The 24,423-nt window shown below is 29.9% G+C and carries 25 protein-coding genes; 5 read left to right on the top strand and 20 right to left on the bottom strand.

Translation table 11 applies throughout. From position 1 onward, the window contains the following. Positions 1-62: 62 nt before the first annotated feature. A complete protein-coding gene (locus tag FBF10_RS06255; RefSeq protein ID WP_002852650.1) occupies positions 63-479 on the top strand; it encodes a membrane protein in 417 nt (138 codons plus the stop codon). Here the strand turns inward: FBF10_RS06255 and trmA are convergent. Genes trmA through FBF10_RS06230 form a run of 5 tightly spaced genes read right to left on the bottom strand, consistent with a single transcriptional unit; the run spans position 466 to position 7,853 of the window. Further along, a complete protein-coding gene (gene trmA, locus FBF10_RS06250; RefSeq protein ID WP_002870017.1) occupies positions 466-1,536 on the bottom strand; it encodes a tRNA (uridine(54)-C5)-methyltransferase TrmA in 1,071 nt (356 codons plus the stop codon). The genes FBF10_RS06255 and trmA overlap by 14 nt on opposite strands. Beyond that, positions 1,533-3,266 carry a Na+/H+ antiporter NhaC family protein gene (locus FBF10_RS06245; protein WP_002888626.1) on the bottom strand — a complete coding sequence of 578 codons (1,734 nt, stop codon included), beginning with the start codon at positions 3,264-3,266 and terminating at the stop codon, positions 1,533-1,535. Before FBF10_RS06245 ends, trmA begins: the two co-directional genes overlap by 4 nt. Beyond that, a complete protein-coding gene (locus tag FBF10_RS06240; RefSeq protein WP_002860500.1) occupies positions 3,263-4,012 on the bottom strand; it encodes an SDR family NAD(P)-dependent oxidoreductase in 750 nt (249 codons plus the stop codon). The genes FBF10_RS06245 and FBF10_RS06240 overlap by 4 nt, the downstream gene beginning before the upstream one ends. Then, positions 4,009-5,247 carry an ankyrin repeat domain-containing protein gene (locus FBF10_RS06235; RefSeq protein WP_002888630.1) on the bottom strand — a complete coding sequence of 413 codons (1,239 nt, stop codon included), beginning with the start codon at positions 5,245-5,247 and terminating at the stop codon, positions 4,009-4,011. Before FBF10_RS06235 ends, FBF10_RS06240 begins: the two co-directional genes overlap by 4 nt. Before the next feature lie 59 nt (positions 5,248-5,306). Further along, a complete protein-coding gene (locus FBF10_RS06230; RefSeq protein WP_002888633.1) occupies positions 5,307-7,853 on the bottom strand; it encodes a bifunctional aconitate hydratase 2/2-methylisocitrate dehydratase in 2,547 nt (848 codons plus the stop codon). 54 nt (positions 7,854-7,907) lie between these two features. On the opposite strand from FBF10_RS06230, the gene FBF10_RS06225 reads away from it, so the two are divergent. Continuing rightward, entirely contained in the window at positions 7,908-8,360 is a 453-nt protein-coding gene (locus FBF10_RS06225) for a methylated-DNA--[protein]-cysteine S-methyltransferase (RefSeq protein WP_002888637.1), read from the top strand. Here FBF10_RS06225 and FBF10_RS06220 read toward each other — a convergent pair. The 5 genes from FBF10_RS06220 to mobB are packed head-to-tail and all read right to left on the bottom strand — an operon-like array spanning position 8,352 to position 12,718. Further along, positions 8,352-9,293, bottom strand: coding sequence for a hypothetical protein (locus FBF10_RS06220; RefSeq protein ID WP_002867484.1), 942 nt, complete (start codon positions 9,291-9,293; stop codon positions 8,352-8,354). The two genes, FBF10_RS06225 and FBF10_RS06220, sit on opposite strands and share 9 nt — an antisense overlap. A 3-nt stretch (positions 9,294-9,296) precedes the next feature. Beyond that, a complete protein-coding gene (gene metG / locus FBF10_RS06215) occupies positions 9,297-11,183 on the bottom strand; it encodes a methionine--tRNA ligase (protein ID WP_002888640.1) in 1,887 nt (628 codons plus the stop codon). Between the two features lie 9 nt (positions 11,184-11,192). Then, positions 11,193-11,390, bottom strand: a complete 198-nt coding sequence (locus tag FBF10_RS06210; RefSeq protein ID WP_002867482.1) for a hypothetical protein — start codon at positions 11,388-11,390, stop codon at positions 11,193-11,195. Then, a complete protein-coding gene (locus tag FBF10_RS06205) occupies positions 11,383-12,225 on the bottom strand; it encodes a class 1 fructose-bisphosphatase (protein WP_002867481.1) in 843 nt (280 codons plus the stop codon). The genes FBF10_RS06210 and FBF10_RS06205 overlap by 8 nt, the downstream gene beginning before the upstream one ends. Before the next feature lies 1 nt (position 12,226). After that, positions 12,227-12,718, bottom strand: a complete 492-nt coding sequence (mobB, locus tag FBF10_RS06200) for a molybdopterin-guanine dinucleotide biosynthesis protein B (protein ID WP_002867480.1) — start codon at positions 12,716-12,718, stop codon at positions 12,227-12,229. A gap of 95 nt (positions 12,719-12,813) precedes the next feature. Here mobB and FBF10_RS06195 point away from each other — a divergent pair, with 95 nt between their 5' ends. Further along, complete coding sequence (locus FBF10_RS06195; protein WP_002882325.1) at positions 12,814-13,299, top strand: hypothetical protein; 486 nt, start codon at positions 12,814-12,816, stop codon at positions 13,297-13,299. On the opposite strand, the gene FBF10_RS06190 is transcribed toward FBF10_RS06195, so the two are convergent. Genes FBF10_RS06190 through gltX form a run of 3 tightly spaced genes read right to left on the bottom strand, consistent with a single transcriptional unit; the run spans position 13,196 to position 16,397 of the window. Next, on the bottom strand, positions 13,196-14,821 hold the full coding sequence (locus FBF10_RS06190) for a lytic transglycosylase domain-containing protein (RefSeq protein WP_002888646.1): 1,626 nt from the start codon (positions 14,819-14,821) through the stop codon (positions 13,196-13,198). The genes FBF10_RS06195 and FBF10_RS06190 overlap by 104 nt on opposite strands. Further along, positions 14,818-15,099 carry a YggT family protein gene (locus FBF10_RS06185; RefSeq protein ID WP_002852501.1) on the bottom strand — a complete coding sequence of 94 codons (282 nt, stop codon included), beginning with the start codon at positions 15,097-15,099 and terminating at the stop codon, positions 14,818-14,820. The genes FBF10_RS06190 and FBF10_RS06185 overlap by 4 nt, the downstream gene beginning before the upstream one ends. Positions 15,100-15,101: 2 nt before the next feature. Continuing rightward, positions 15,102-16,397 carry a glutamate--tRNA ligase gene (gltX, locus tag FBF10_RS06180; RefSeq protein WP_002870024.1) on the bottom strand — a complete coding sequence of 432 codons (1,296 nt, stop codon included), beginning with the start codon at positions 16,395-16,397 and terminating at the stop codon, positions 15,102-15,104. 85 nt (positions 16,398-16,482) lie between these two features. Between gltX and FBF10_RS06175 the strand changes: the two genes are divergently transcribed. Both FBF10_RS06175 and FBF10_RS06170 read left to right on the top strand, forming a co-directional pair. Continuing rightward, a complete protein-coding gene (locus FBF10_RS06175; protein ID WP_002888647.1) occupies positions 16,483-17,607 on the top strand; it encodes a metallophosphoesterase in 1,125 nt (374 codons plus the stop codon). Then, positions 17,604-18,404, top strand: coding sequence for a phosphatidylserine decarboxylase (locus FBF10_RS06170; protein WP_002859524.1), 801 nt, complete (start codon positions 17,604-17,606; stop codon positions 18,402-18,404). Before FBF10_RS06175 ends, FBF10_RS06170 begins: the two co-directional genes overlap by 4 nt. On the opposite strand, the gene FBF10_RS06165 is transcribed toward FBF10_RS06170, so the two are convergent. The 7 genes from FBF10_RS06165 to FBF10_RS06135 are packed head-to-tail and all read right to left on the bottom strand — an operon-like array spanning position 18,401 to position 24,380. Further along, positions 18,401-18,682 (bottom strand): FlhB-like flagellar biosynthesis protein, encoded by a 282-nt coding sequence (locus FBF10_RS06165; RefSeq protein WP_002852641.1) that lies wholly within the window; start codon positions 18,680-18,682, stop codon positions 18,401-18,403. The genes FBF10_RS06170 and FBF10_RS06165 overlap by 4 nt on opposite strands. Next, positions 18,679-20,775: a flagellar hook-length control protein FliK gene (locus FBF10_RS06160; RefSeq protein WP_002888648.1), complete on the bottom strand. Its 2,097-nt coding sequence runs from the start codon at positions 20,773-20,775 to the stop codon at positions 18,679-18,681. Before FBF10_RS06160 ends, FBF10_RS06165 begins: the two co-directional genes overlap by 4 nt. Then, positions 20,768-21,955: an MFS transporter gene (locus FBF10_RS06155; RefSeq protein WP_002859526.1), complete on the bottom strand. Its 1,188-nt coding sequence runs from the start codon at positions 21,953-21,955 to the stop codon at positions 20,768-20,770. Before FBF10_RS06155 ends, FBF10_RS06160 begins: the two co-directional genes overlap by 8 nt. Next, on the bottom strand, positions 21,933-22,436 hold the full coding sequence (locus tag FBF10_RS06150) for a membrane protein (protein ID WP_002868148.1): 504 nt from the start codon (positions 22,434-22,436) through the stop codon (positions 21,933-21,935). The genes FBF10_RS06155 and FBF10_RS06150 overlap by 23 nt, the downstream gene beginning before the upstream one ends. After that, on the bottom strand, positions 22,436-22,765 hold the full coding sequence (locus FBF10_RS06145; RefSeq protein ID WP_002852414.1) for an AtpZ/AtpI family protein: 330 nt from the start codon (positions 22,763-22,765) through the stop codon (positions 22,436-22,438). The genes FBF10_RS06150 and FBF10_RS06145 overlap by 1 nt, the downstream gene beginning before the upstream one ends. Next, complete coding sequence (gene hemL, locus FBF10_RS06140; RefSeq protein WP_165433904.1) at positions 22,762-24,036, bottom strand: glutamate-1-semialdehyde 2,1-aminomutase; 1,275 nt, start codon at positions 24,034-24,036, stop codon at positions 22,762-22,764. The genes FBF10_RS06145 and hemL overlap by 4 nt, the downstream gene beginning before the upstream one ends. Beyond that, positions 24,033-24,380, bottom strand: a complete 348-nt coding sequence (locus FBF10_RS06135) for a c-type cytochrome (RefSeq protein WP_002858771.1) — start codon at positions 24,378-24,380, stop codon at positions 24,033-24,035. The genes hemL and FBF10_RS06135 overlap by 4 nt, the downstream gene beginning before the upstream one ends. Positions 24,381-24,423 lie beyond the last annotated feature (43 nt).

Below are 24,423 nucleotides of genomic sequence, written 5' to 3'. Positions count from 1 at the left end.
ATTTAAAAAATGAAAAAAGTGTTATAATATAGCAAATTCCGAAGTTTAATAAGGAGGGAAAAATGGAAGAATTTTATCCATATACTTTAACAATCCATCTTCTTTGTGCTATTTTGTTTATAGGTTATTTGTTTGTTGATGTATTTGTTTTGGGTGTAGTTAAAAAGAAAAATCCTAATTTTGACAAAAGTCTTTTTAGTGCTACTGGGGTTAAAATAATGCCTTTTGTGGTTCTTTTGCTTTTTTTAAGCGGAGGTGCTTTGGCAGGTTTTCATTTTAAACCTTTAAATTTACTTTTTGCTGTAAAAATTATTTTGGCTTTTGGAATTTTATCTTTAGTTGTTTTTTCTTTATTTTGTCATTTTATATTAAAGAAGAAAAATCCACTCGGTGTTTTTATCCACCCTTTTGTATTTGTGCTTTGTATCGCGATAGTAATACTGGCTAAATTAATGAATTATTTTTTTATACCTTGCTAAGAAATACTCCACATTCAAGATGTGGAGTATTGACAAATTGATCAAACAGAGCAAACTCTTCCACTCTATGTGTTAGGCTTAATTCTTTTAAATTTTCTTTTAAAGTGATAGGATTGCAAGAAATATAAATAATATTTTCATATTTTTTTATTAAGTCAATTACGCTTTTATCAAGTCCTGCACGGGGTGGATCAACTAAAACATGAGAGAAATTAAAATCATCTAATCGAATATCTTTTAAACGAAAAAATTCTCTTTCTTTTTTGATAGCAAGACTTAATTCTTCGCTTGAAAGTCTTGCAAAGTGGATATTTGTTGTATTGTTAAGCTCGCAATTTTTTAAAGCAAAATTAATATTGCTTTTTGAAATTTCAGTGGCTAAAACTTTAAAAAAGAATGGTGCTAAAGCTAAAGTAAAATTTCCATATCCACAGTAAAGCTCAAGTAAATCCATTCTTTTTTGAGTGTTTAAAATTTCACACACCCAAGTAATCATTTTTTCATTTATAGTAGTGTTAGGTTGAATAAAACAATCGTTGTTAAATTCATAAAATATTTTTCTACCTTGAATATTTAAAGTTTGTCTTAGATTTTCTGTTTTAAAAATAAGCTTTTTGCCTTTACTTCTTGCTATAAGGTTGATATGAAGAATATTGCTTAAATTTTCTAAATTTGACTTTATATCTTCTATATTTTTATGATAGAGTAAAGTTACGCTAAGTTCTTGCTTTGTGGTTAAAAACTCCACGCCAAAAAGTTTTTCTTTTAATTTATTATCTTGACGCAAGTATTCTAGAAGTTTTGGCATAAAAGTACAAATTTTTTCATCAGCAAAATCTAAATATTCTATAATGTACTTTTTTTTGTTTTTTGGATCAAACATCGCATAAAAAAGCGTATCGTCATGATAAAATGAAAGTTCAGCTCTTGTACGATAATGCTTATCTTTTGAAGCAAAAAGTTTAAAATCTTTTGTATAAAATTCTTTAAAATATTTTTTTATGAAAGAATGCTTTTCATCTAAAGTAAGAAAATTTCCAAAATTTTCAAGACTCATGGAACTTTCTTTCCGATGAGTCTTAGTAAAAGTGCAATAAGTATGAAATTTAAAGGCAAGACAAACCAAACGCTAAGTCCTAAAGATACAGGAATATATCCAGCGATTAAAGAAATGCCACAGATAAATAAAGCATAAGGAATTTGTGTTCTTACATGCTCCATATGATCGCATTTTGCACTCATAGATGAAAGGATTACATTATCTGAAATTGGTGAGCAATGGTTTCCAAAAATCGCACCTGTTAAAACGCAGCTTATATTAATAACCATATAATGATGCATAGCATTTGCATCCATACCATTGATTTTGGCGATTTCATGAGCTAAAGGCACAGCCAAAGGCATTAAAATCCCCATAGTTCCATAGCTTGTTCCTATGGCAAAAGAAATGGCTGAAGCAAAAGCAAAAATAGTAGCAGGCAAAATAAACTCAGGCAATTTATCTGCAAGCAAACTAGTGATAAATAAAGAAGTTCCTAGATCTTTTACTATACTTGAAAGCGACCAAGCAAATAAAAGCAATACTATGGTAAAAATCATGGTTTTCCAGCCATATATCCAAGTTTCTACCGCTTCTTTAAGATTGAAAATTTTACGACGCACCCCGATAAAAATCGCTACAATAGCAGCAAACAAAGCAGCTTGGAATAACACCACAGAAGAATCAGCATTTCCAAAAGCAGCCCTAAAAGTTTCAAAAGACAAAGGATTGGCACTTGCTTTTGCAAGTTCTTCGCCTTCTAAAGTGCTAAGTCCATTAAAATAAAATCCTAATATAGCTAAAATGATTAAAGTAAAAATAGGAACAATAGCATCAAAAGCACGAATTTTAATACCTTCTTTTGGTGCTAAAAACTGATCTTCTAATTCAGTAGTATCTAGTGTGCCTGATTTAGGTAGAGGAGCAATTTGTCCTGTGGTTCTTGCACGCACTTCAGCCTTGTACATAGAACCAAACTCACGCCCCATGATTGCAGTCATGACTACAAAAAAAAGCATGAAGATATTATAAAAACGATAAGGTATGGTTTCAACAAAAATTCCAAAAGCACTAATATTGCTAATGCCTATGTGTTCATAAGCGGTTTTAATTAAAGAAACTTCTAAGCCTATCCAAGTAGAAATTACAGCTATTCCTGCCACAGGAGCTGCGGTAGAGTCGATAATAAAGGCAAATTTTTCACGAGAAATTTTAAATTTATCTGCCAAAGGACGCATAATTGGACCTACGATTAGTAAATTAGCATAGTCATCAAAAAATATTAAAAGCCCTAAAAACCAAGTGTTAACTTGAGCTGATACAGCTGATTTGGCTCTTTTGGCAAATTTTAATGCTACAGCTTTTGCACCTCCCATTTTTGTGATAAGTGCCACAAGACCACCTATACAAAGAATTTGTAAAATGATTCCTGCATTTACTGGATCTGAAGTTGAACCTAAGATATAGGAAATAATTTTTGAAAAAGATTCTACTGTAGTATTGTAATAATTTACAAAAGTTAAATGTTGTGCTTTAAAAATATTTGCAGAAAGGCTAAGTAGAAAAGTTCCACTTAAAACTCCAGTAAAGAGCGATAAAATAACATCTTTTGTGATAAAGGCTAAAGCAATAGCAACTAAAGGTGGTATAAGCGTAAAAGCTCCAAATAAATTAGCATTTGCAGCTGCTTCTGAGGAGTTTGCAAATGCAACTAAAGGTAAAAACAATGAAACTAAAAATTTATTCATTCATCTCTTTCTATATAAAATCCATTCCAAGTTTGTGTTACCGGCATAAGCTCGATTTCATTAACATTAATATGGCTTGGTAGGTTAATGATAGACATTACCACTTTGGCAATATCATTAGCACTGATAAATTGCGTATTTTCATACACTGCATCAGCTTTTTGGATATCTCCTTTAAAACGCACTTCACTAAATTCAGTTTTGCAAAGTCCTGGAGCAATGTTTGTTACTTTGATATTGCTTCCTCTAAGATCATTTCTTAAGGCCAATGAAAATTGTCCTACAAAGGCTTTGGTTCCACAATACACATTGCCTCCAAAATAAGGATTGCGTCCCGCAACCGAACCTAAGTTAAAAATATAAGCATTTTTTTGTTTGCGAAGTATAGGAATAACAGCTTTTGCAACATATAAAAATCCTTTGATGTTTGTATCTACCATAGTGTTAATATCTTCAAGGTTTAATTTATCAAATTCATCTACTCCTAAAGCCAAGCCTGCATTATTAAAAAGCACATCAATTTCTTGAAATTCTTTAGGTAAATTTTCAATAGCTTCAAAGATTTCTTTTTGATTTCTTACATCTATGCAAAGGGTGTAAATCTTATCTTTGTAAGCATTTTTTAGCTCTTCTAGACGCTCTTTGCGTCTAGCAAGGGCGATTACTTTGTAGCCTTCTTGTATAAAAGCTTCAACGCAAGCTCTACCAAAACCTGAACTAGCTCCTGTAATAAATGCGGTTTTCATTCTAAACTACCTTCGTAAAATAGATTTTCGTTTGCTTTTAAACCCAAGCTTTTTAGATAATCAGCATTTTCTTTTTTACCTGCTGCTAGCGCAAAGTCAAGTGCATTAAAACCAAGATCATCAACAGCGTTAAAATTTGCTCCTTTTGAAATAAGAAGTTTTAAAATTTCAACATTTCCATAGGCTGCAGCATGCATTAAAACATTTTTTGAAGTGTGCTCTAGAGCGCAAAATGTAATAAAATAAGGCGTATTTGAACCTATGTTCGCACTTAATGCTAATTTTTCATTGTTATTAATATATTTTTGATTAACATTTGCTCCATTATCAAGAAGTAGTTTTATGATATCAAGACGATTAAACTCTATGGCATAAAAAAGCGGGGTTTTACCAAAGGCATTGGCTTGATTAACATTTGCTCCATTTTGGATTAAAAAGTTTGTATTTTCATAATTTTCCAATGCGTAAAAAATAGCACTTTCATAACCTTCGTCAATCCTAGCACCAAAACGAATCAAAAGTTCTAAAATTTCTTTTTCTCTTTGATTTAGAAGCGCTGCTTGCAAGGCTATAGTAAGATCATCTTGGCTTGGATTATTTGAAAAAATAAAATCTTGTATATAAGATACCGAATAATTTTTATTTGACATGATTTTTGCTAAAGGACTAATGTCTTTGTAAATTTTTGTTTCACCAACAGCCCAATTTAAAAATTCGTTTAAGGCATTGCTAGTATAGTAAATATTACTACCTTTATCAAAATTAAAATTACTTTCAAAATACTTTTCTAAAGGTTCTATAGCGTTATTGTATTCTTTCCAAAAAGCTTTGTAAAGTCTAAAATTTCCTATACTTTGATATGCCCAATATCTAAAATAAGATTTTAAAATATCATATTTTTTTTCTAAATTTTCGGGTGTATCTAAAGTTTTTTGATAAGCGATGGGATCGATAGCTATTTTTAATAATAAAAAATCAAATTGTTGTAATTTTGGCAAATAAGCCACACCATTACAAGAGCTATTGCTTCCGCGAATTTCATTGGAAATTGCATAGAGTTTTTTTGTAAAATCTTGATTTTTTAAAGATTCTTTACAGCTTGAAGCTATATTTAAATAATCTAAATTTGAACTTTCATTTAGCAATGTTTTATTATTTTTAATGTTGTCGCAGTTAATGGCATCACTAGCCATTAAACTTGCAAAACAACAAAAGGAAGCGAATAATAACTTCAATATTTTTCCTTTGAAAATTTTAATTTTGTTATTTAATCCAAATAAGTATTAAATTTGAATTAATTTTCAAGTTTGAAATTTTCAATCTCATTAAAATTTAAATATCTATAGATATTTGCCTTATGCTCATCACTTAGTTTTTCGCTAACAATTTGTAAGTATTCTTCCTTGCTTGGAATTTTACCCAAAATCGCACAAACTGCCGCAAGTTCTGCACTGCCTAAATATACTTTAGCACCCATTCCCATACGGTTGTCAAAATTTCTTGTAGAAGTTGAGAAAACTACAGCTCCATCATTTACTCTAGCTTGATTACCCATACACAAAGAACAACCAGGAACTTCTATTCTAGCACCTGCTGCGCCAAAGATGCTGTAATAACCTTCATTAATAAGTTGTGCTTTATCCATTTTTGTTGGAGGCACTACCCAAAGTCTGGTTTTAAGTATGCCTTTATCTTTTAAAATTTCTCCCAAAGCTCTATAATGTCCTATGTTTGTCATACAAGAACCTACAAAAACTTCATCTATATTTTTTGGACGCTTATTATCGGCTAAAATTTCGCTTAAGGTTGCCACATCATCAGGGTCATTTGGACAAGCTAGGATTGGCTCTTTAATGTCATTAAGATTAATATCTATAATATAAGCGTATTTTGCATCTTTATCTGCTCTTAAAAGAGTAGGGTTTTTAAGCCATTCTCTCATTTTTTCAGCCCTTCTAGCAAGGGTAGCTTTATTCTCATATCCTGCTTCTATCATAGCTTCAATTAAAGAAATATTGGATTTGATATATTCGCTTACACTTTCTATGCTTAAATCTACACTACAAGCAGCTGCAGATCTTTCAGCACTTGCATCACTAAGTTCAAAAGCTTGTTCGACTTTTAAGTTTGGCAAGCCTTCTATTTCTAAAATTTTTCCTGCAAAAATATTTTTCTTATTTTTCTTTTCAACGGTAAGTTGTCCTTGTTTGATTGCATAATAAGGTATAGCATTAACCAAATCTCTTAGGGTAACTCCGGCTTGTAATTCTCCACTAAAACGTACTAAAACACTTTCAGGGACATTTAAAGGCATAGAACCAGTAACTGCAGCAAAAGCTACAAGTCCGCTTCCTGCAGGGAAAGAAATTCCTATAGGAAAGCGTGTGTGAGAATCCCCACCCGTTCCTACGGTATCTGGCAATACAAAACGATTAAGCCAAGAGTGGATAACTCCATCACCTGGTTTTAAACTTACCCCACCACGACTTGTCATGAAATTGGGCAAGGTTTTATGTAAATTTGAATCGCTTACTTTTGGATACGCAGCTGTATGGCAAAAGCTTTGCATAACAAAGTCTGCATTAAAACCTAGGCTTGCAAGTTCTTTAATTTCATCTCTAGTCATAGGACCTGTGGTATCTTGAGAGCCTACGGTTAAAGTTATAGGTTCTATATACATACCTGGACGCACACCTTCAACTCCACAGGCACGACCTAGCATTTTTTGAGCCAAGGTATAACCACCGCTTGAAGATTTAGGTTGTTCAGGTTTGGTAAAGATATTTTCGCTTTCCATTCCTAAAAATTCTCTAGCCTTAGTACAAAGCCCACGACCTATGATAAGTGGGATTCTTCCTCCTGCTCTAACTTCATCTAAGAGAGTGTTTGGACTGAGTGTAAATTCTGCGATTGCAGAGCCATTTTTTATGATTTTTCCATCATAAGGATGAATTTCAAACTCATCGCCCATTTCTAAGTTTGTTACATCACAGATGATAGGTAAAGCCCCGCTATCTTGAGCAGTGTTAAAGAAAATCGGTGCTATGGTTGAACCCATTACTATACCACCGCTGTGCTTGTTTGGCACACCTTCTATTTCTTTTCCTAAGTGCCATTGTATGGAATTTATTGCCGATTTTCTACTTGAACCTGTTCCTACAACATCACCTACATAAACCACTTCGCGACCGCTTTTTTTAAGCTCTTTGATTTTTTCTAAGGATCCTGTTTGTCTTACCTTTAGCATGGCATTTGCATGTAAAGGAATATCGCTTCTTGTAAAAGCATCTCCTGCAGGGCTTAGATCATCGGTATTTGTTTCCCCTGCTACTTTAAAAACTATACATTTAATCACTTGTGGTAGTTTTTCTTTTTTATTAAACCAGTCCGCATTTGCCCAGCTTTGTAAAACTTCCTTAGCGTGTGGATTGTTTTTGCTAAGTTCAGCTATGGTATGGAAATTATCATGTACAAAAATAATATTTTTCAACACTTCTGCAGCATCTTTGGCTATGTTTTCATCTTTTAAGGCATCGATTAAAACTTTAACATTATATCCGCCTAGCATAGTTCCAAGCATTCTTAAGGCTCTTTTTTTGTCTATATTTGGAGCACTGATTTTGCCTTTAAGTATGGAATCTAAAAATTCACATTTTACTAAAGCTGCATCATCAACACCAGGATTTACTCTATTTTCTAAAAGATTTGCAAGCTCTTCATTATTTTCATTTTCAAGTAATTTACAAAGTTCTCTAGTTTGATTTGCATTTAAAGGAAGGGGTGGTATACCCAAAGCGGCTCTTTCTTCAACAAGTTTATTGTATTCTTGTATAAAAGACATTTTCTACTCCTTAAATATTTTTTATTATAATTGTAGCTCTTTGAAGGATAAAAAATGTTTAAAGTTTATTATAAAATGCCTTTATGTTACCTATCTTTACATAGTGATGGAAAATTTTTAACTAGAGTCGATTTTTGTGATAATAAAAGATCAGAAAAAAATTGTAGTTTGCTTGACTTAGCAAAATATGAACTTGATTTATATTTTACTCATAAGCTTAGAAAATTTAGCATTCCTGTTTTGATACAAGGTACGGATTTTGAATCAAAGGTTTATAAGGCTTTAATGGAAATTCCTTATGGCAAAATAGCTACTTATAAAGATATAGCAGAAAAAATTAATTATCCAAAAGCTTTTAGAGCTGTTGGAAATGCAAATTCTAAAAATCAAATTCCTATTTTTATACCTTGTCATAGAGTTATTGCAAGCAATGGTATAGGAGGATATAATGGAGGGCTTGAAATAAAAAGATTTTTGCTTGAAAATGAAGGAGTGAATTTAAAATAAGCTTGGGGTTTGATTTTCTTTGTTTTCAAATTCTTGTTCAAAAATATCATAATTTTCAAGAATTAAACAATATTTAAAATTTTTTAATTTTCTTAAATCTGAAAGCTGATTATAGGAAAAATCGCAAAATAAAGAATTTTTAGAAGCAATTTTAAAGTCTTTTATGTTTTTAAATTTTTCTTTCCAGAATTCAAAGGTATTTTGGTTGTTGCTTACAATAAACGCTTGAGAGCTTGAACCAAAAGGAGTGATTTCAAATTTATCATCAATAAAATAAATTTTAAAATCATCAATCTTATTAAAGTCAAATATTATTTTTTGATTTTTTTCTTTTAAAAAAGAAATAATTTTTGCAAAACTATTTGCGTAAAAAAAAGGCAAATTAAGATTTTTAAAATATAAATTTTCACAAATCAAAGTTGTAAAAAAGAAGCTAGATCGCGATAATAAGGTAAAATTAGCATCTTTTAGACTATGAGAATAGGCACAAAGTTTATTTAAGTAATTTTCTTCACAGTAGCAAAAAATTTCACCCTTTTTTGCTTTGATTAGTTTTTCAAAATCAGCAAAAATATTTCCTTTTAAAATGTTAAAATAAAAAGCCTTGCAAAGACTTAGTTCGTAAGATTTAAAAAGCAAAAATTCACATTCTTTATCTTCGCAAAAAAAGCGTAAAAATCTTACAAGAGCTTGTTCTAGATTTTCTACTCTAAAGTAAAAAATGTCTTTATCTTCAATAGTAATGTCATTTTCTGTAATTATAGCATAAGCGCCTTTTTTTACAGCTTGGGTAATTTCTTTTTTATCGTTATTAAAGAAGGCAAAGCCTGCTTTAAGTTCATTTAAATTTATGGCAAAACCTTCCACGCTTAAAACGCTACCTTCATGAATGAGTGTCGCGTTTAAAAGTTCGCCTAAATTGCTAATTTGCATATTTTAACCCACTAAAGAACCGTTTTGTACAAGTTGTTCAGGGGTGATTAAAACAAGTTTATCTCCGCTTTTTGCAGAAAGTATCATACCATCGCTTTCATGTCCAAAAATTTTAGCTTTTTTAAGATTGCTTATAATGCAAACTTGTTTACCGATTAAATCACTGGCTTTATAGTATTTTGCTATGCCTGAGAGTACTTGACGGATTTCTTTATCGTCAAGTTCGAGTTGAAATTTCAAAAGTTTTTCACTCCCTTCTATATTTTGACAATCAAGCACCTTGGCAACTTTGATTTCAATTTTTGCAAAATCATCGATTTTTATTTTAGGACTTTCTTCTTTTTTAGGTTCTTCTTTAATTTCTTGTTTTAAAAGAGCTTTTTCTACTTTTGGAAATAAAGCTTCGCAAGGATTTGCTTTAAAATCTAAAAGTTTATTATCAAGTATCATTTTTGCATAATTTGTAGATGAAATTTCAAAATTTAAAGCTAAGGCCACCTTTTGAGAGGACTTTGGTAGAGTAGGGCTTAATAAAAGGCTTGTTTTGGCTAAAATATTTGCACAAAGTGCTACTAAAGCATTAGCTTGTTCGTGTTTGTTTTCTTTGATTAAATTCCAAGGTTCGTATTTACTAATGGCTAAATTTGCCACACTTAAGGCTTTAAAAAGTTCTTCTAAATAACGATTACACTGTAAGTTTTCTAAAAATTCTACCGCTAAATTTAAGTGTTCTTTTGCTTGATTTAGTTCGGCATTGTAAAATTTTAAAACACCTTCTTTTGAAATATTTCCTTGAGAATATTTTGTACTCATACCTATAATGCGATTAAGTAAATTTCCAAATTCATTGCTAAGCTCTGCATTGATACGATTTATCAGCATATTTTCGCTAAAATCCCCATCATTACCAAAAGGTACTTCTCTAAGCAAGAAATATCTAAAAGCTTCGCTTCCATAAGCATCAACCACTTCTTTAGGTTTTACAACATTGCCTTTAGATTTGCTCATTTTTTCACCTTCTTTAGTCCACCAGCCATGTGCACCTATAAATTTTGGCAAAGGTAAATCTACGCTCATTAAAAAAGCTGGCCAATAAATGGCATGAAAACGCAAGATATCTTTTCCTACTAAATGCACATGCGCAGGCCAAAATTTAGCATTTTCTCCCTTGCTTTGAAAATCAAGTGAGCTTACATAGATAAAAAGTGCATCAAGCCATACATAAACAATATGTTTATCATCATTAATTTCTTGAGGCAGTTTAATCCCCCAATCAAAACTTGTTCTTGTAATGGAAAGATCTTTAAGGCCGTTTTGGACAAAATTTATAAGTTCGTTTTTTTTGTTTTTTGGCAAGATGGGATCTTTTTCTTCATACCATTGTAAAATTTTATCTTGATATTTTGAAAGTTTGAAAAAATAGCTTTCTTCTTTTAAAATTCTAGTTTGTTTGCCACAATCTGGACAAGAACAATCATTGATAAGCTGACTTTGAGTAAAAAAGCTTTCACAAGAAATACAATAGTGTCCTTCGTATTCATCTTTATAAATATCACCTTTTTGCCACATTTTTAAAAACATAGCTTTAACAAATTCAATATGCCTTGTATCAGTTGTTCTTGCGTAAATATCATAGGTGATTTCAAATTCATCCCATAATTTTTTAAATTCAAAACTGATTTTATCAGCGTATTCTTGAGGAGTGGAATTTCTTAGTTTGGCAGCTTCTTCGATTTTTTGTCCATGCTCATCTGTTCCTGTTAGAAATCTTGTTTCATGTCCTTGCAAACGATAAAATCTTGCTAAAGTATCGGCTATGATGGTAGTATAAGCATGACCTAAATGAGGCACATCATTTACATAATAAATTGGTGTTGTAATATAACGCATTTTTTTCCTTTAAAAGTCAAATCCGCCTTCGGTTTTACCCTTAGACATACTGTTATAGACTGCATCAACATAATTTTTTCTAGTTTGGCAGTTAAAAATTTCATTGCAATTATAACAAGAGTTTAGGTTTTTTGAGTTTTGACATGAAAGTAAAATTTCTTTTTTTTTATCCATATCTTGCTCAAATTCATCTCTAATTTCATTCATTGTAAGCCTTTAAAAGTTTTGAAATTTCATATTCTGATCCAAAAAAACAAGGAGTTGTCGCATGGATTTTATCAAATTCAAGTTCAAGTAAGGAGCGGTTTTTTCCATTTGTAGTTTTTCCGCCTGCTTTTTCTATGATAAAGGCTAGAGGAAAAACTTCAAAAAAGGCGCGAAGTTTACCATTAGGTGCATCTTGTGTTGCAGGATAACTAAAAATCCCACCCCCTTTTAATAAAATTTGATTGATATCGCTTACCATGGCTCCAGAATATCTTAAGCGATAGCCTTCATCAAAAAGATTTTTGATAAATTTAGCGTGTTTTTCTTCCCAAAATTTTTGCGTTCCGCCTGTAGCATTAATCTTGCCTTTTTCATTCATTTTAAGATCTTTTATAAAAATAAATTCATTATTTGCATTTAAGCGATAAAGTTTTGGCTGATCTTTGCAAATCACAAGTTCTAAGCGTGCTCCATACATACTATAAAGTGCAGCTCTTAAATTTTTAGCATTTGCTTTTTCTTCATAGATAGCAAAAATAGAACCTATGGCAAAATTAACATCCATTAAGCTAGAACCATCTAAAGGATCATAAGCTACGATAAAATTTGCCCTCTCGTTAAGCGTTAAAATTTCGTCTTTTTCTTCACTTATGATGGCTTTAATGCTTGAACATTGACTTAGAGTTTTTGTGATGATTTCATCGCTTAAAACATCAAATTTGAGTTGGGTATCGCCTGTAAAATTTTGATTTTGACTGTAGCTTGTATCGGGAAATTTTAAAGCGTTAGAAATTTCTAAAACCGCTTTTTGTATATAAGAAATCACTTCTTGCATTTTATAATTCTCCTTGTAAATTTTTAGCATTTTTAAGTATGTATTGGCAAATAGCTTGTATATCGTTTAAATCAAGCCAAGTAAGATAAGGGTGAGAAATTTTTTCATAGCTTGCAATAGCGTTTGAAAAAGTAAAATAACTTTCATCAATTTCTTTACAAAATACGCTAATGCGTGGTAAATCAAGAGTTTTTAATCCTTCAACCAAACAAATGTCAAAATTGGGTGCTAATTTTAAAGCTTTTAAAATATCTCTATTTTTATGAGAAAAAAAAGTTGTTCTCGTAGGGCTTAAAACCATGACTTCAGCCCCACTTTGAAAAAATTTAAAACTATCTTTACCGTTAAAATCAAATTGAGCTTTATCGGCAGGATCATGTTTAATGATTAAAACTTTTAAATTTTGTTGCAAAAAATTATTAGCTATTTTGGTAATAAGTGTAGTTTTACCTGAATTTGAAGGTCCGCTAAAAGCCATGATAAGTTGTTTCATAAAATATACTCTTAATTTTTTTGTAAAATTATATCTTTTTAAACCAAAAAATAGGGTTAAAAGGCTACAATAATACTAAAAAATATGGAAAAAGAATGAAAATTTATAGTGTAATTTTAGGTGCTTTTTTGCTTGGAGCTTGTTCTTTAAAAGATCAGGCGATTGTGGATACAAATTTAAAATCTCAAACTTTAATGTTTACTCAAAAATATAAAATCACACAAGATAAGATTAATGCCATTATAACCATGTCTTATTTAAACCCAATTCTAGATAAGACAAGTAAAGATGATATATTGGCCTTGTCTTTTACCCCAAATACATTAAAAATTCAAAATTTAGAAGTTTTTATCAATAATAAAAAAGCCAATATTGAAAAATTAGATGATGAGTATTTAAAATATATAATACAAAACAACTATACTGATTATTTTAAAGTATCTCTTCCTAGTGTCAAGGAAGAGACTAAGCTTGTAGCTAAGATTTGTTTAGATCATTTGCCTTGTTTTGAATTAAATTTTCAAAAATATCCGAAATCTTTATACTATCGTTCAGAAGATGTCGATACACAATATAATTAGCTAGAACTTTTTTTCCGTAAATTCGGCTTTCTTGATAAGGAACTAGCTCCATAGACAAGAAAGGTTCAAATTTGCCTGTCTTAAACATATCATTTCTTGCAAGCATACGGTTAGTAAATCCTATACCGCCATTATAAGCATAAGCGACAAAAAGTGGAGATTTTAAACGTGATTCAAGGTAATTTAGATGATAGTTTCCAAAGTAATATGCTATTTCAGGTTTAAACATAAAATCTTGATCGAAATTTGGAATTTTTAATTCTTTTTCCCCTATGTGATTGGCTAAAAATGGCATAAATTGCATCATGCCTAAAGCATAAGAAACTGAAATAGCAGTTGGAATAAAACGACTTTCTTGTCTGGCAATAGCCAAAATTAAAGCTTGTCTTGTTTTGTTATAGTCTTTTATATTGTCATAATAAGGCATTATAAAATAATGTTTTTTAAAATTATTTTTGCGTTCTAATATGTAAGCATAAATAGGCAAGGTTTCTTGTGTGTCAAATTCTTTTGCCAAGACATCTAGTTGACTTGCGTTAGCATCGCGAATTTGTTTGTTTATTTTTTGCCAAGCAAAAGGATCTTGCATATTAAAATTATTTTTTTTCTTGCTTGGATTAAGGCTTTCTATCTTTGGAAAAGGTGTGTTAGTAAGTTCTTTTGCGTAAAGACTATAAATATTTAAAGAAGAACTTTGCGATAAAGTTTTTAAATCTTCTTCATTGTTTTTAATCAACCACATCCAAAATATAGCATTGTCTTTATTACTTTGCGATTTAAAACTTTGTGCCGCCTTTTTAAAAAAGTCATAAGCAAGCTCTGTTTTATCATAAGTTAAGGCATTGACTCCTAAATAGAAAGCAGAATCTTCACTTACATTTTCAGGATTTATTTCTAGCATAGAATATCTAAATTTTGGATTTTCTTTTTTAATAATAATATTTTGTGCAAAATCTTTAAAACCAATGTGGTTTGGTAGTTTATTGACTAAACTTGTATTTAAATCTAAGTCGTATTTTTTAGAATAATTATAAAGTTTAAAAAAACCATTAATATCTTCTTTTTGTACTATATAGCTCATAGGATCAGAAGTATTAAAAGCTAGCAATAAATTTGTCAAATCAGGTCTTTGATTTTTAAAGGTTTGAGCTAAAGTAGTTCGGTCTTTGGAATTTAGACTCGCTATAAAAACCAATGAATTTAAGCGCACACTTTGACAAGTTAAATTTGCATCTAAGATAGTATTTGCTGTATAGGTATAGCATTTAGCATATTTTGGGTTGATATAAGGCTTTAAAGGGATGATTTTTTCAAGTTCGGATTTAATTTTTCCTATATAGCGAAAAATATGAGAATTTAAATCCTGTGCATCTTTTTTACTGATTTTATTTTTTTCTAAAAGCCTATAAATATAATAATCCTTAGCAAGTGAATTTTCTTCCTTTTTGAGTTTTTCTATACTATATTGTGTAGCATTTAAACTTGAAAAAATAAATAAAAAAACGAGTATTTTTTTTATCACAATATACTCCTTAAGATATTCCCAAGAAAAATGCCAAGAAACTGCAATGCTAAGACTATAATCAAAGGCGCAAGATCAATATTACCAATGCGTGTTGGAATTTTTCTAACTAAGGCGTAAGCAGGGTAGCTTAGTTTATATAAAATTTGCACTATAGGATTATAAGGATCAGGGTTTACCCAGCTTAGAAGTGCTGTGATGATAATAATCCAAGTATAAATGTTAATGACAATTTGTAGTACTTGAAAAATAGAAATAATAAAAGAGTCTATAACCATAGTTAAATCCTTGCTAATTCGTGAATAAAATTTTTAATATAAGGATAAAGATCGCTAAGCTCAGGTCCGTGGATATTTCCTGTTAAAATTATCCTTAAAGGCATGAAAAATTTTTTACCTTTTAAGTTGCTTTTGTTTAAAAGTTCATTTTTAAAATCTTCATAATTTTCAAAAAGTTCAATATCTTTTAAGAGTTCTTTTAAAATTTTACATTCTGTTTCAAACTCGCCAAAATTTTTTGCGTTAAAAATAGCTTGCATTTTTTCTTTAAGTTCTTTTATAGTACTTGCTTCTTGAGTGTAAAATTTAGCAAGTGGTGCAAGATCTTTGTTTAAATCTAAAATTTTATTAAGCTCATCATCTTTTATCATTTTGATATGTTCGCGATTAATTTGCAAAAGTTTTTTAAGATCAAATCTTGCGGGAGCTTTTGAAACTTTAGAAATATCAAACCATTTTATAGCCTCTTCTAAGGTAAAAATTTCACAAGGAGTTTTATTGCCTAGCATGATCAGATAATTTGCGATTGCGCTAGGTAAAATTCCACTTTCAAGTAGCCATTTTACAGAAGAATGTGCTTCTCTTTTACTCATTTTAACACCTTCTTCGTTTAAAATGATAGGCAAGTGTGCATAAGTCATGGCTTTATTATAACCTAAGCTTGCGCGGATATGTTCTTGTTTTGGAGTGTTTGAAACATGATCTTCTCCGCGTATAATACAAGTGACATTTTCAAGCATATCATCAACCGCACAAGCAAAATTATAAGTTGGAGTTTTATCCGTTCTCATAATCACAAAAGAGTCTATGTTTTCAGGCTCAAAACTAAGCTCGCCTTTGATAAAATCAGTAAATTTCATAGTATGAGTAGGTTTTTTAAGACGGATAACAAAGGGTTTTTCACATTCTAAAACATCAATATCGGCTAGTTTTTCACAAGTGCCATCGTAGCGATAAGCTTTACCTTGTTTTTTAGCCAACTCTTTTTTTGCTTCAAGTTCTTCTTCGGTGCAAAAACAAGCAAAAGCTTTTTTTTCGCTTACAAGTTTTAAAGCCATTTGGCGATGGAATTTTAAATTTTCACTTTGTATATAGTAATGCTGCCATGAAATACTAAAAAGATTTAAAATTTCTTTGATTTCTTCTTCTTTTCCTGCTATATTTCTAGCCTTATCAGTATCTTCAATACGTAAGATAAAATCCATATTTTTTTGTCTTGCACAGATATAATTAAAAATTGCTGCGCGTAAATTTCCTATGTGCATATCACCTGTGGGAGAAGGTGCAAAACGGTACATCTTATAGCCTTTAAAATTATTTAAAAGCTTATTATAACAGAAAAATTTATACGGATATTTAATTTTACTTGGTTATAATACTTTTATGATATTTTTAATTTTTTCTTTCATTGTGTTATTAATTTTTGGCTTAGCAAATGTTTATATTTATAAAAGATTAATCAAGAAAATTACTCTTTTTAAGTATTTTTATAAAATTTTTTCCTTTATTTTTATTGTGCTTTTTTTAGCTCAAGCTGTGTTTTTAATATTTCGTAGAGATGAATATTTAAGTGATACTTGGTATGAAATTTTAGCCATGTTTTATACGCCGACTTATTGTTTGTTTTTTATGACTTTAGCATGGGATTTTGTTAAATTGATTTTAGCTCTTATGGGTAAAAGAGATAAAACATATAATCTTATTTTGCGTTTGATTTTTGAACTTTCTCTTATAGTTTTAAGTGTGTTTTTAATTTATGTAAGTATAAATAATGCTCTAAAAACACCTGAAGTAAAGAGTGTTGATGTTGAAATACCAAATCTTAAAAAAGATTTAAAAATTGTCATGCTTACTGATATACATTTGGGTAAAAATTTGCATGAAAATTTTTTAGACAAGCTCATCACTAAAGTGAATTTGCAAAGTCCTGATATGGTTGTAATAGTAGGGGATCTGATTGATACTAATCCTAAAGATTTAAAAAATTACATCTCAAAACTTAATGATTTTAACTCCACTTACGGAACTTTTTATGCTTTGGGAAATCATGAGTATTATCATGGTATCAATGAAGTTTTGGATTTGCTTAGAAAACATACTAATATGAAAATTTTAGTCAATCAAAATTTAGATTTGGGTTTTATAAATATTGCTGGACTTGGAGATTTAGCCGGACTTGATAGGGGTTTATATGCTCCTGATTTAGCAAGAATAAAAGTGGATTTAAATACAAGTAAAGCTAGTATTTTACTCACACATCAGCCTAAAACAGCTTTGCTTTATGATTTAAGTGATTTTGATCTTGTTTTAAGTGGGCATACACATGGAGGGCAAATTTTCCCTTTTATGTTTTTAGTTAAACTTCAGCAAGGTTTTGTTCATGGGCTTTATGATTTAGGAGAAAAAACTAAGCTTTATGTGAGTAGTGGAGCAGGATTTTGGGGGCCAAGTCTTAGAGTTTTTGCTCCGAGTGAAATAGTGATTTTAAATTTAAAAGGAAAAAAATGAGTTTTTCAAAAGAAAGTTCGAGACTTTTTGGTTTTGTAGCGGGGATTAAATTTCCTAAAATGATACAAAAAGTTATTAATGAAAATTATGTTAAGTATTTTAATATCGATATGAGTGAATTTAAAAGCCCTTGTGAATACGAGAGTTTAAATGCTCTTTTTACAAGAACTTTGCAAATTCCAAGAAAGCTTGAAGAAGGTTTTATCAGTCCAAGTGATGGTAAAATTTTAGAGTGTGGAAGTACTTTTTTGGCAAATGAAGAACATTTTGCTTTTTCTATAAAAGGACATACTTATAGCATTGAGGAGCTTTTAAAAGATAGCTTTGAAAAAGATGAGCTTAAAAATGGGCTTGATTATGTCAATATTTATCTTTCTCCAAAAGATTATCATCGTTATCACAGCCCTTGTGATATGCAAATTTTAAGTGCAACTTACACAAGTGGAGTGCTTTATAGCGTAAATGAAAAACATTTAGAACGCATTAGTAATTTATATGTAAAAAATGAAAGAGTGAGCTTGAAATGTCAAAATGAAAAAGGTATTTTTTGGCTTGTTTTTGTAGGAGCGCAAAATGTAGGAAAAATGCGTTTTAATTTTGATGCAAGCATACAAACCAATGCTAAAATTTCTCATAATTTTACTAGAAAATATGAAAATTTAAATTTCAAAAAAGGCGAAGAACTAGGAAATTTTGAGCTAGGTTCTACTATAGTTTTAATCTCTCAAAAAGGACTTTTAACTTTTAATTTAAAAGTAGGGCAGGGTATTAAATTTGGAGAAAAAATAGCGGATTAGTTTTTAGGAGTTTTATTTGCCATTTGATAGATAAAGGCAAAAACTTCAGCTACAGCTTTATACATATTAGGTGGAATTTCATCACCTAAGTCAAGCTTGCTTAAAATTTCTATTAAATCTTCATCTTCTTTAATAGGAACTCCGTGTTCCTTGGCTAAAGAAATAATTTTAGCAGCACTTTCGCCTTTGCCACTTGCAAGCACTTTTGGTGCAGAGTTTTTTTCTTTTTGATAGCCTAGAGCTACAGCTTTTTTAATCGATCTTTTGATTTTGCTCATACTTTTTTATCCATACCCATTTCAAGATCTAAATTTTTCATATTTCTAGTATCAAATTTACTTCTTATGATATCACCTACAAAGAAATTTGCACTTAAAAGTCCTGCTTTATTGATATTTCTTTTAAGCTCATGGGCATTTTCATAGATGGTTTTTCTAAATTCAATATTTTCTGCCATAATATTAATATCTATATATTTTTCATTATTTAAAGAAATAAGAATTTCTAAATCCCCAAGTTTTGCAAATTCGAGTTTAATCTGAGCAAAAAATTTGTCCTTTTTTCCGCGTCTAAACATAATTTTAGAATCATTTAAATCATCCCAAGAAAAAGGCAGATAAGTATTGATAGAATCATTAGCTAAAGACATAAGCTGATTGATTTCAATTTGCGCTAAAAGACGATTAGCTTGATTGTATACAGCTTCATTGCCTTCATTTTTAGCCAAATTTGAAATTTGCAAAAGTGTTGATTTTACATCATGATGTAAAGATTCAGCTATATCTTGTTCTGTTTTTGGTTTAATTTGCACTAGATCTTTGATAGAAAGATTGAGTTTGTGTTCGAGATTTTTAAGTTCTGCTTGATTAAGCTTGGCATTTTGAGTATAGGGTTCAAGTTCTTTTAAGCTTTCATTAAGTCTACGAGAAAGATTGCTTAAATTTTTACTTAAATCTTGCACTTGTTCTAGATCTAAATTTTCTACATTAAATGCTAAATTTTTTACAATATTTTGTTTTATAAATTCCTGATTTTTAAAAATATTTTGCATAGTTTGGTTATTGTTAGATTGAATATTTTGAGAATTATTTAAATTTTGCGTGTTGTTTGTGTTAGTATTTGTATTGATTGAAGTTTTGCTTTCTGTTTTTGTTTCATAAAATTTTGGATTTTCTTTGATATTTTCTTCGTGAGTTTTTGTGCTAGAATCTAAATTTGCATTAACTTCTTTTTTAGGTAAATTTTCTTCGTTTTTTACATCTTGCTTAATATTGGTTTTAGCATCATCTGCGAGAGTTTCTTCTTTTGATACTTTTATATATTTTTCTTCATCTTGGTTTTTTGTGTTATGATTAAGTTTTTCTTCTTTGATATTTTCTTTGTTACTTAAAAGATTTTCTAAAATATTTTCTTTATCTTGTATTTTAGAAGCTTGATTGCCTAGTATATTTTTTAAAGTATTTTCAAGTTTTTCAAAGGTGGTAGCAGTTTGCTTAAGGATGTTTGGATCTTTTATCATTAAATTTTCTGGCTTATTAAGAGCTTTGAAAAAATCATTTTTGATGGAATTTAATTCTTTTAAAATTTTATTAGCTATAGGGGTGATTTTTTCTTGAGCATGACTGGGATTTTTACTTATATAATTTTTAAAATTTTCCAATTTAGAACTTAAATTTAAAAGTGCTTTAAAAGAACTTTGATTTAAAATTTGCTTATTTTCATTTTTGCTAGAATTAATAATATTTTTTAATTCTTTTAAAGTGTCTTTTGGGCTTAAATTTGTATTTGCAAGCTGGGCTATCTGAACGCTTAGTTTTTCGCTACTAAGACCTTTGATTGTACTTAAAAGAGAGTGAAAACTTTTGGGTAGTAATTCTTCGTTTAGGGCATCTTTTAATTTAGCTTCTAAAAATACGCCTGAATTTTTAAACAAAGGAGCTAAGTTATTGTTTTTTATTTCACTGGCAGGTTTTAAAATTTGATTTAATCTGTCTAAAACTTGTGTAAAAGTATCACTTTTTGCAAGTTCTGTACTTAAGATTTTTAATTCATTAGCAAAATTAGGAGCTAAATTTAAATTTTTTCCTTGTTTAAGTACAGGGGAATCGGGATTTTTTTGAGCATTGATTTGATCTAAAAGTTTATTAACAAGTTCTTTTAATTTGGTACCTGTTTCATTTTGAACAAATTTTGCTAGTATTTCCTCACTACTAGCGTCCTTGCTTAAACCTAAATTTTGCTTTAAAGCTTGTGCAAGTGCTTCTTTTGGATTGTCTTTTAAATTTGTTTTATCTTTTGAAGCAGAGTTATCTACTTTTAAATCATTTTTTTGCGTATTGGCAATTTGACTTGCTAGTTGAGTATTAATCATCAAATATCACCATATTTCCAGGCTTTTTCTTAAATTTTTTATTTAAAATATTTGGTTTATTGATAGCAAAAAGAATTAAAAATGCTAAAGAAACTATATAAAACCATATAAAACCTTTGATTTCAAAATATTGCATTAAAAAACCTAAAATTAAAGGGCCAAACAAAGAGCCCAAAGAATAACAAAAAAGAACCCCACGACCTAACTCTACACCTTTATTTTTGCTTACTAAAACATCATTTGCTCTAGCAAGTGCTAAAGCATATAAGCAAAATATTCCTATACCAAGAGTAATTCCTAAAAAATATTGCATATATAAATGAAGTTTAAAAAAGATAAATATAAGCATAGTGATAAATCCTATACTTGCACAAGTGATAATGGCAAATTTGCGACCAAGTTTGTCTGAAATAGTTCCTATGATGGTTTGTGCAATAAAACCACCTAAAACCCCACAAAATATAAAATAAGAAACCGCTTTTGTATCAAAACCTTGCAAAAGTATAAATAAAGATGCCATAGAAAAAAAGCCATTTATAAGCATTCCGGCTATAAAGCTTGTGACGATAGCTAAAGGAGCTATATCAAAAATTTTAGGTATAGAAATAGGACTTGATGCGGGTAAAACAGGTTCTTTGATTTTAATTAGATTTAAAGGTAAAGATGAAAGTAAAATTAAAGTTGCACTGAGGATAAATACACTATGTTTGCTTAAATTTAACGCTATGATTAAAACTCCAATACCAAACGCAAGATAAAAAACAATTTCATAAAAACCTAAAATTCTAGATCGAATGGCATTTTTGCTTTTTTCATTAAGCCATGATTCTATGACCATTAAAAGTCCATAGTAGCAAATTCCTATGAAAAATCTTAAAACAGCCCAAAAAATAAGATTTTCGCTTACTGTATGAAGCATAGCTGAAATTCCAAAAATAGCACCAAATAGCCCAAAAGAGCGTATATGACCTATACGAGAAATAATTTTATGAGCACTGATGGTTCCAATAAGAGCGCCTACAAAAAAACAAGAACTTACTACTCCAACAGCTAAAGAACTTTCTCCGTTTTCTTTTAATATAACACCTATAGAGCTTACTATCAAGGCATTACCTGCAAATAAAAATGCCATACCAGCAAAAAGTGCTGTCATTGATTTAATAATTTTTTTTGGACTCATACTTTTTTATATATAAAATAAAAATAAACACACAAACTAGCAAGGATGAAATTCCACAAATATAAGCAAAGATATCTAATTTATCTTGGCGATGTAAAAATAAAAATCCAGCAACCAATACTACATAAGCCATCAATTTAAAGAGAGTAAAAAACATAGCAAAAAAATGGATTTTCTCTTTAACATTTGGCTTTAAATCGTCTTTTAGAACTTTAAAATGAATAATTTTTGATAAATTTTGTTTTTTTTTGATAAAAAGTGATGAAATGAAATTAAAATCTTTTTCATAATTTTTTGATTTTTTTATAATGACTTTTTTATAATTTAAATAAGAAGCAAAAATAATCAATAAAACACTAAAAAAAGCTATTTCATAGCTTAAAAATGTATCTAATTTAAAATGATTTAACGATGAAAATATGATCCAAAAAAATAAATGAATAATGGCAAAAATACAAAATAGAGCTTTTTTATGTTCCATTATTTGTTCTTTTCTTTTTGAATTTTTTCTTTGATCAACTCATCTCTTTCTTTAAATTCTTCATAGCTTTTTACTTGAACTTTATAAGCTTTGTAAACATTAAGTATAGCAGCACTGATCCCCCAAAAAACTCCAAGCCAAAAAAGCCAAGGATAAGGAGTAAATTTTTTAAGTAAATATCCTATTCCCACACCTATAAATACAGCAACAACCATAGAGATACCAAGACTTAAACCATCCGCAGCTTCAAGAGTTTTGCGAATGATTTTTTGTCTTTTGCTGTTGGAATTTTCTAAGTGATTTTTTTCTTCTTTTAAAATATTGCTCATATTCTTTTAAAGCTTTCCCTAACAGCCTCTAGTGTTGTATCTATAATTTTATCATCCATTTTTGAACATATAAAGCCTGTTTCAAATTGAGAAGGTGCTAAATAAATTCCATTTTCAAGCATATTTTTGTGAAATTTTGAAAATAATGCTAGATCAGATTTTAATGCATCTTGGTAGTTTGATACAGGATCTTTGGTGAAAAAGTATCCAAACATAGAACCTACATGACAAACTTGCAGTGGAAGTCCTTTTTCATCTGCTAATTTTTTCATTCCTTGGGTAAGTTTTTTTGCTAATTTTCCAAGTTTGTCATAAAGCTTGGTTTTCTTTTTGGCTTTTGTAAGACTTGCTATACCTGCAGCCATTGCCAAAGGATTTCCACTTAAAGTTCCTGCTTGATAAACTCCACCCAAAGGACTTAAAATATCCATAATTTCAGCTCTAGAAGCAAATGCTGCTGCAGGTAGACCGCCTCCTATTACCTTACCAAAAGTAATTATATCTGCTTGGATATGATTGATTCCATAGGAACCAAGGTAAGATGCTCTATATCCACTCATTACTTCATCAAAAATCAGCAGAGTTTGATTGTTTTTACAGATCTTAGCAAGTTCTTCTAAAAAATCTTGTTTAGCTGGAACTAACCCCATATTTCCAGCAATAGGCTCAATGATAATACATGCAATATCTTTATTTTTTTCAAAAAGCTCTTTAACGCTATTTATATCATTATATTTAGCTACTAAAGTGTGTTTAGCTACATCTTCTAAAACACCCAAAGAACTAGGAGAGTTAAAAGTAGCAGCACCACTTCCTGCACTCACTAATAATGAATCAGAATGCCCGTGATAACATCCTTCAAATTTTAAAATTTTATCTTTTTTAGTAAAACCACGGGCAAGACGAATAGCACTCATGGTTGCTTCTGTTCCACTGCTTACAAAGCGGATCTTTTCTAAATGAGGAAAATCAGATAAAACAAGCTTGGCAAGTTCAGTTTCTAATAAAGTTGGAGCTCCAAAACTTGAACCTTTATGAAGTGCTTTTTGACAAGCTTTTTGTATATCTTTATCACAATGTCCAAAAAGTAAAGGCCCCCAGCTTTGAACATAGTCTATATAAGAATTTCCATCTATATCGAAAATATAAGCACCTTTTCCATGAGAAATAAATTTTGGCTCACTTTGAACATTTGCAAAAGCACGAACTGGAGAATTTACACCACCTGCGATGAATTTACACGCTTCTTTAAAAGCTTTTTTGTTTGTCATTTTTCTTCCTTGCTAAATTGCTTGATGTAATTATATAAAGTTACAATTTCATCATTTGTTAAAGAGTAATTTGGCATGATTGATTTTGCGTCTTTACTCTGATTAAGAGAATTTTTAAAATTTTCAAAACTAAGATTTTGTATACTTGGAACTTTATAAGCTGTTTTAATACCATTTTTCATATAATATCCTAAAATTTGTTCGCTTCCATTTGCTCCATGACATTCTTTACAACTAATGCCCCTTGGATTTTCATAAAGCATTTTAGAGTATTCTTTAAGAGTGATAAAATCAGCACCAAAAAGACTGATACTAAATAAAAAAAACATTAAGACAATTTTCAAAGTTTCACCTTGTTAATGAAGTTTTAATATGATACAATTTTTA

It is taken from the genome of Campylobacter sp. CFSAN093249, from assembly GCF_011067895.1.
In the GTDB taxonomy this organism is placed as follows: domain Bacteria; phylum Campylobacterota; class Campylobacteria; order Campylobacterales; family Campylobacteraceae; genus Campylobacter_D; species Campylobacter_D jejuni.
Note: the sequence above shows the minus strand (reverse complement) of the source record. Positions and strands in the feature narration are given on the sequence as shown.

What these genes read in the sequence shown, in the direction of transcription:
- FBF10_RS06255 (WP_002852650.1), top strand. Translation starts at nt 63, where the DNA reads ATGGAAGAATTTTATCCATATACTTTAACAATCCATCTTCTTTGTGCT.
- trmA (WP_002870017.1), bottom strand. Translation starts at nt 1,536, where the DNA reads ATGAGTCTTGAAAATTTTGGAAATTTTCTTACTTTAGATGAAAAGCAT.
- FBF10_RS06245 (WP_002888626.1), bottom strand. Translation starts at nt 3,266, where the DNA reads ATGAATAAATTTTTAGTTTCATTGTTTTTACCTTTAGTTGCATTTGCA.
- FBF10_RS06240 (WP_002860500.1), bottom strand. Translation starts at nt 4,012, where the DNA reads ATGAAAACCGCATTTATTACAGGAGCTAGTTCAGGTTTTGGTAGAGCT.
- FBF10_RS06230 (WP_002888633.1), bottom strand. Translation starts at nt 7,853, where the DNA reads ATGTCTTTTATACAAGAATACAATAAACTTGTTGAAGAAAGAGCCGCT.
- FBF10_RS06225 (WP_002888637.1), top strand. Translation starts at nt 7,908, where the DNA reads ATGTTTAAAGTTTATTATAAAATGCCTTTATGTTACCTATCTTTACAT.
- FBF10_RS06220 (WP_002867484.1), bottom strand. Translation starts at nt 9,293, where the DNA reads ATGCAAATTAGCAATTTAGGCGAACTTTTAAACGCGACACTCATTCAT.
- metG (WP_002888640.1), bottom strand. Translation starts at nt 11,183, where the DNA reads ATGCGTTATATTACAACACCAATTTATTATGTAAATGATGTGCCTCAT.
- FBF10_RS06210 (WP_002867482.1), bottom strand. Translation starts at nt 11,390, where the DNA reads ATGAATGAAATTAGAGATGAATTTGAGCAAGATATGGATAAAAAAAAA.
- FBF10_RS06205 (WP_002867481.1), bottom strand. Translation starts at nt 12,225, where the DNA reads ATGCAAGAAGTGATTTCTTATATACAAAAAGCGGTTTTAGAAATTTCT.
- mobB (WP_002867480.1), bottom strand. Translation starts at nt 12,718, where the DNA reads ATGAAACAACTTATCATGGCTTTTAGCGGACCTTCAAATTCAGGTAAA.
- FBF10_RS06195 (WP_002882325.1), top strand. Translation starts at nt 12,814, where the DNA reads ATGAAAATTTATAGTGTAATTTTAGGTGCTTTTTTGCTTGGAGCTTGT.
- FBF10_RS06185 (WP_002852501.1), bottom strand. Translation starts at nt 15,099, where the DNA reads ATGGTTATAGACTCTTTTATTATTTCTATTTTTCAAGTACTACAAATT.
- gltX (WP_002870024.1), bottom strand. Translation starts at nt 16,397, where the DNA reads ATGTACCGTTTTGCACCTTCTCCCACAGGTGATATGCACATAGGAAAT.
- FBF10_RS06175 (WP_002888647.1), top strand. Translation starts at nt 16,483, where the DNA reads ATGATATTTTTAATTTTTTCTTTCATTGTGTTATTAATTTTTGGCTTA.
- FBF10_RS06170 (WP_002859524.1), top strand. Translation starts at nt 17,604, where the DNA reads ATGAGTTTTTCAAAAGAAAGTTCGAGACTTTTTGGTTTTGTAGCGGGG.
- FBF10_RS06165 (WP_002852641.1), bottom strand. Translation starts at nt 18,682, where the DNA reads ATGAGCAAAATCAAAAGATCGATTAAAAAAGCTGTAGCTCTAGGCTAT.
- FBF10_RS06160 (WP_002888648.1), bottom strand. Translation starts at nt 20,775, where the DNA reads ATGATTAATACTCAACTAGCAAGTCAAATTGCCAATACGCAAAAAAAT.
- FBF10_RS06155 (WP_002859526.1), bottom strand. Translation starts at nt 21,955, where the DNA reads ATGAGTCCAAAAAAAATTATTAAATCAATGACAGCACTTTTTGCTGGT.
- FBF10_RS06150 (WP_002868148.1), bottom strand. Translation starts at nt 22,436, where the DNA reads ATGGAACATAAAAAAGCTCTATTTTGTATTTTTGCCATTATTCATTTA.
- FBF10_RS06145 (WP_002852414.1), bottom strand. Translation starts at nt 22,765, where the DNA reads ATGAGCAATATTTTAAAAGAAGAAAAAAATCACTTAGAAAATTCCAAC.
- hemL (WP_165433904.1), bottom strand. Translation starts at nt 24,036, where the DNA reads ATGACAAACAAAAAAGCTTTTAAAGAAGCGTGTAAATTCATCGCAGGT.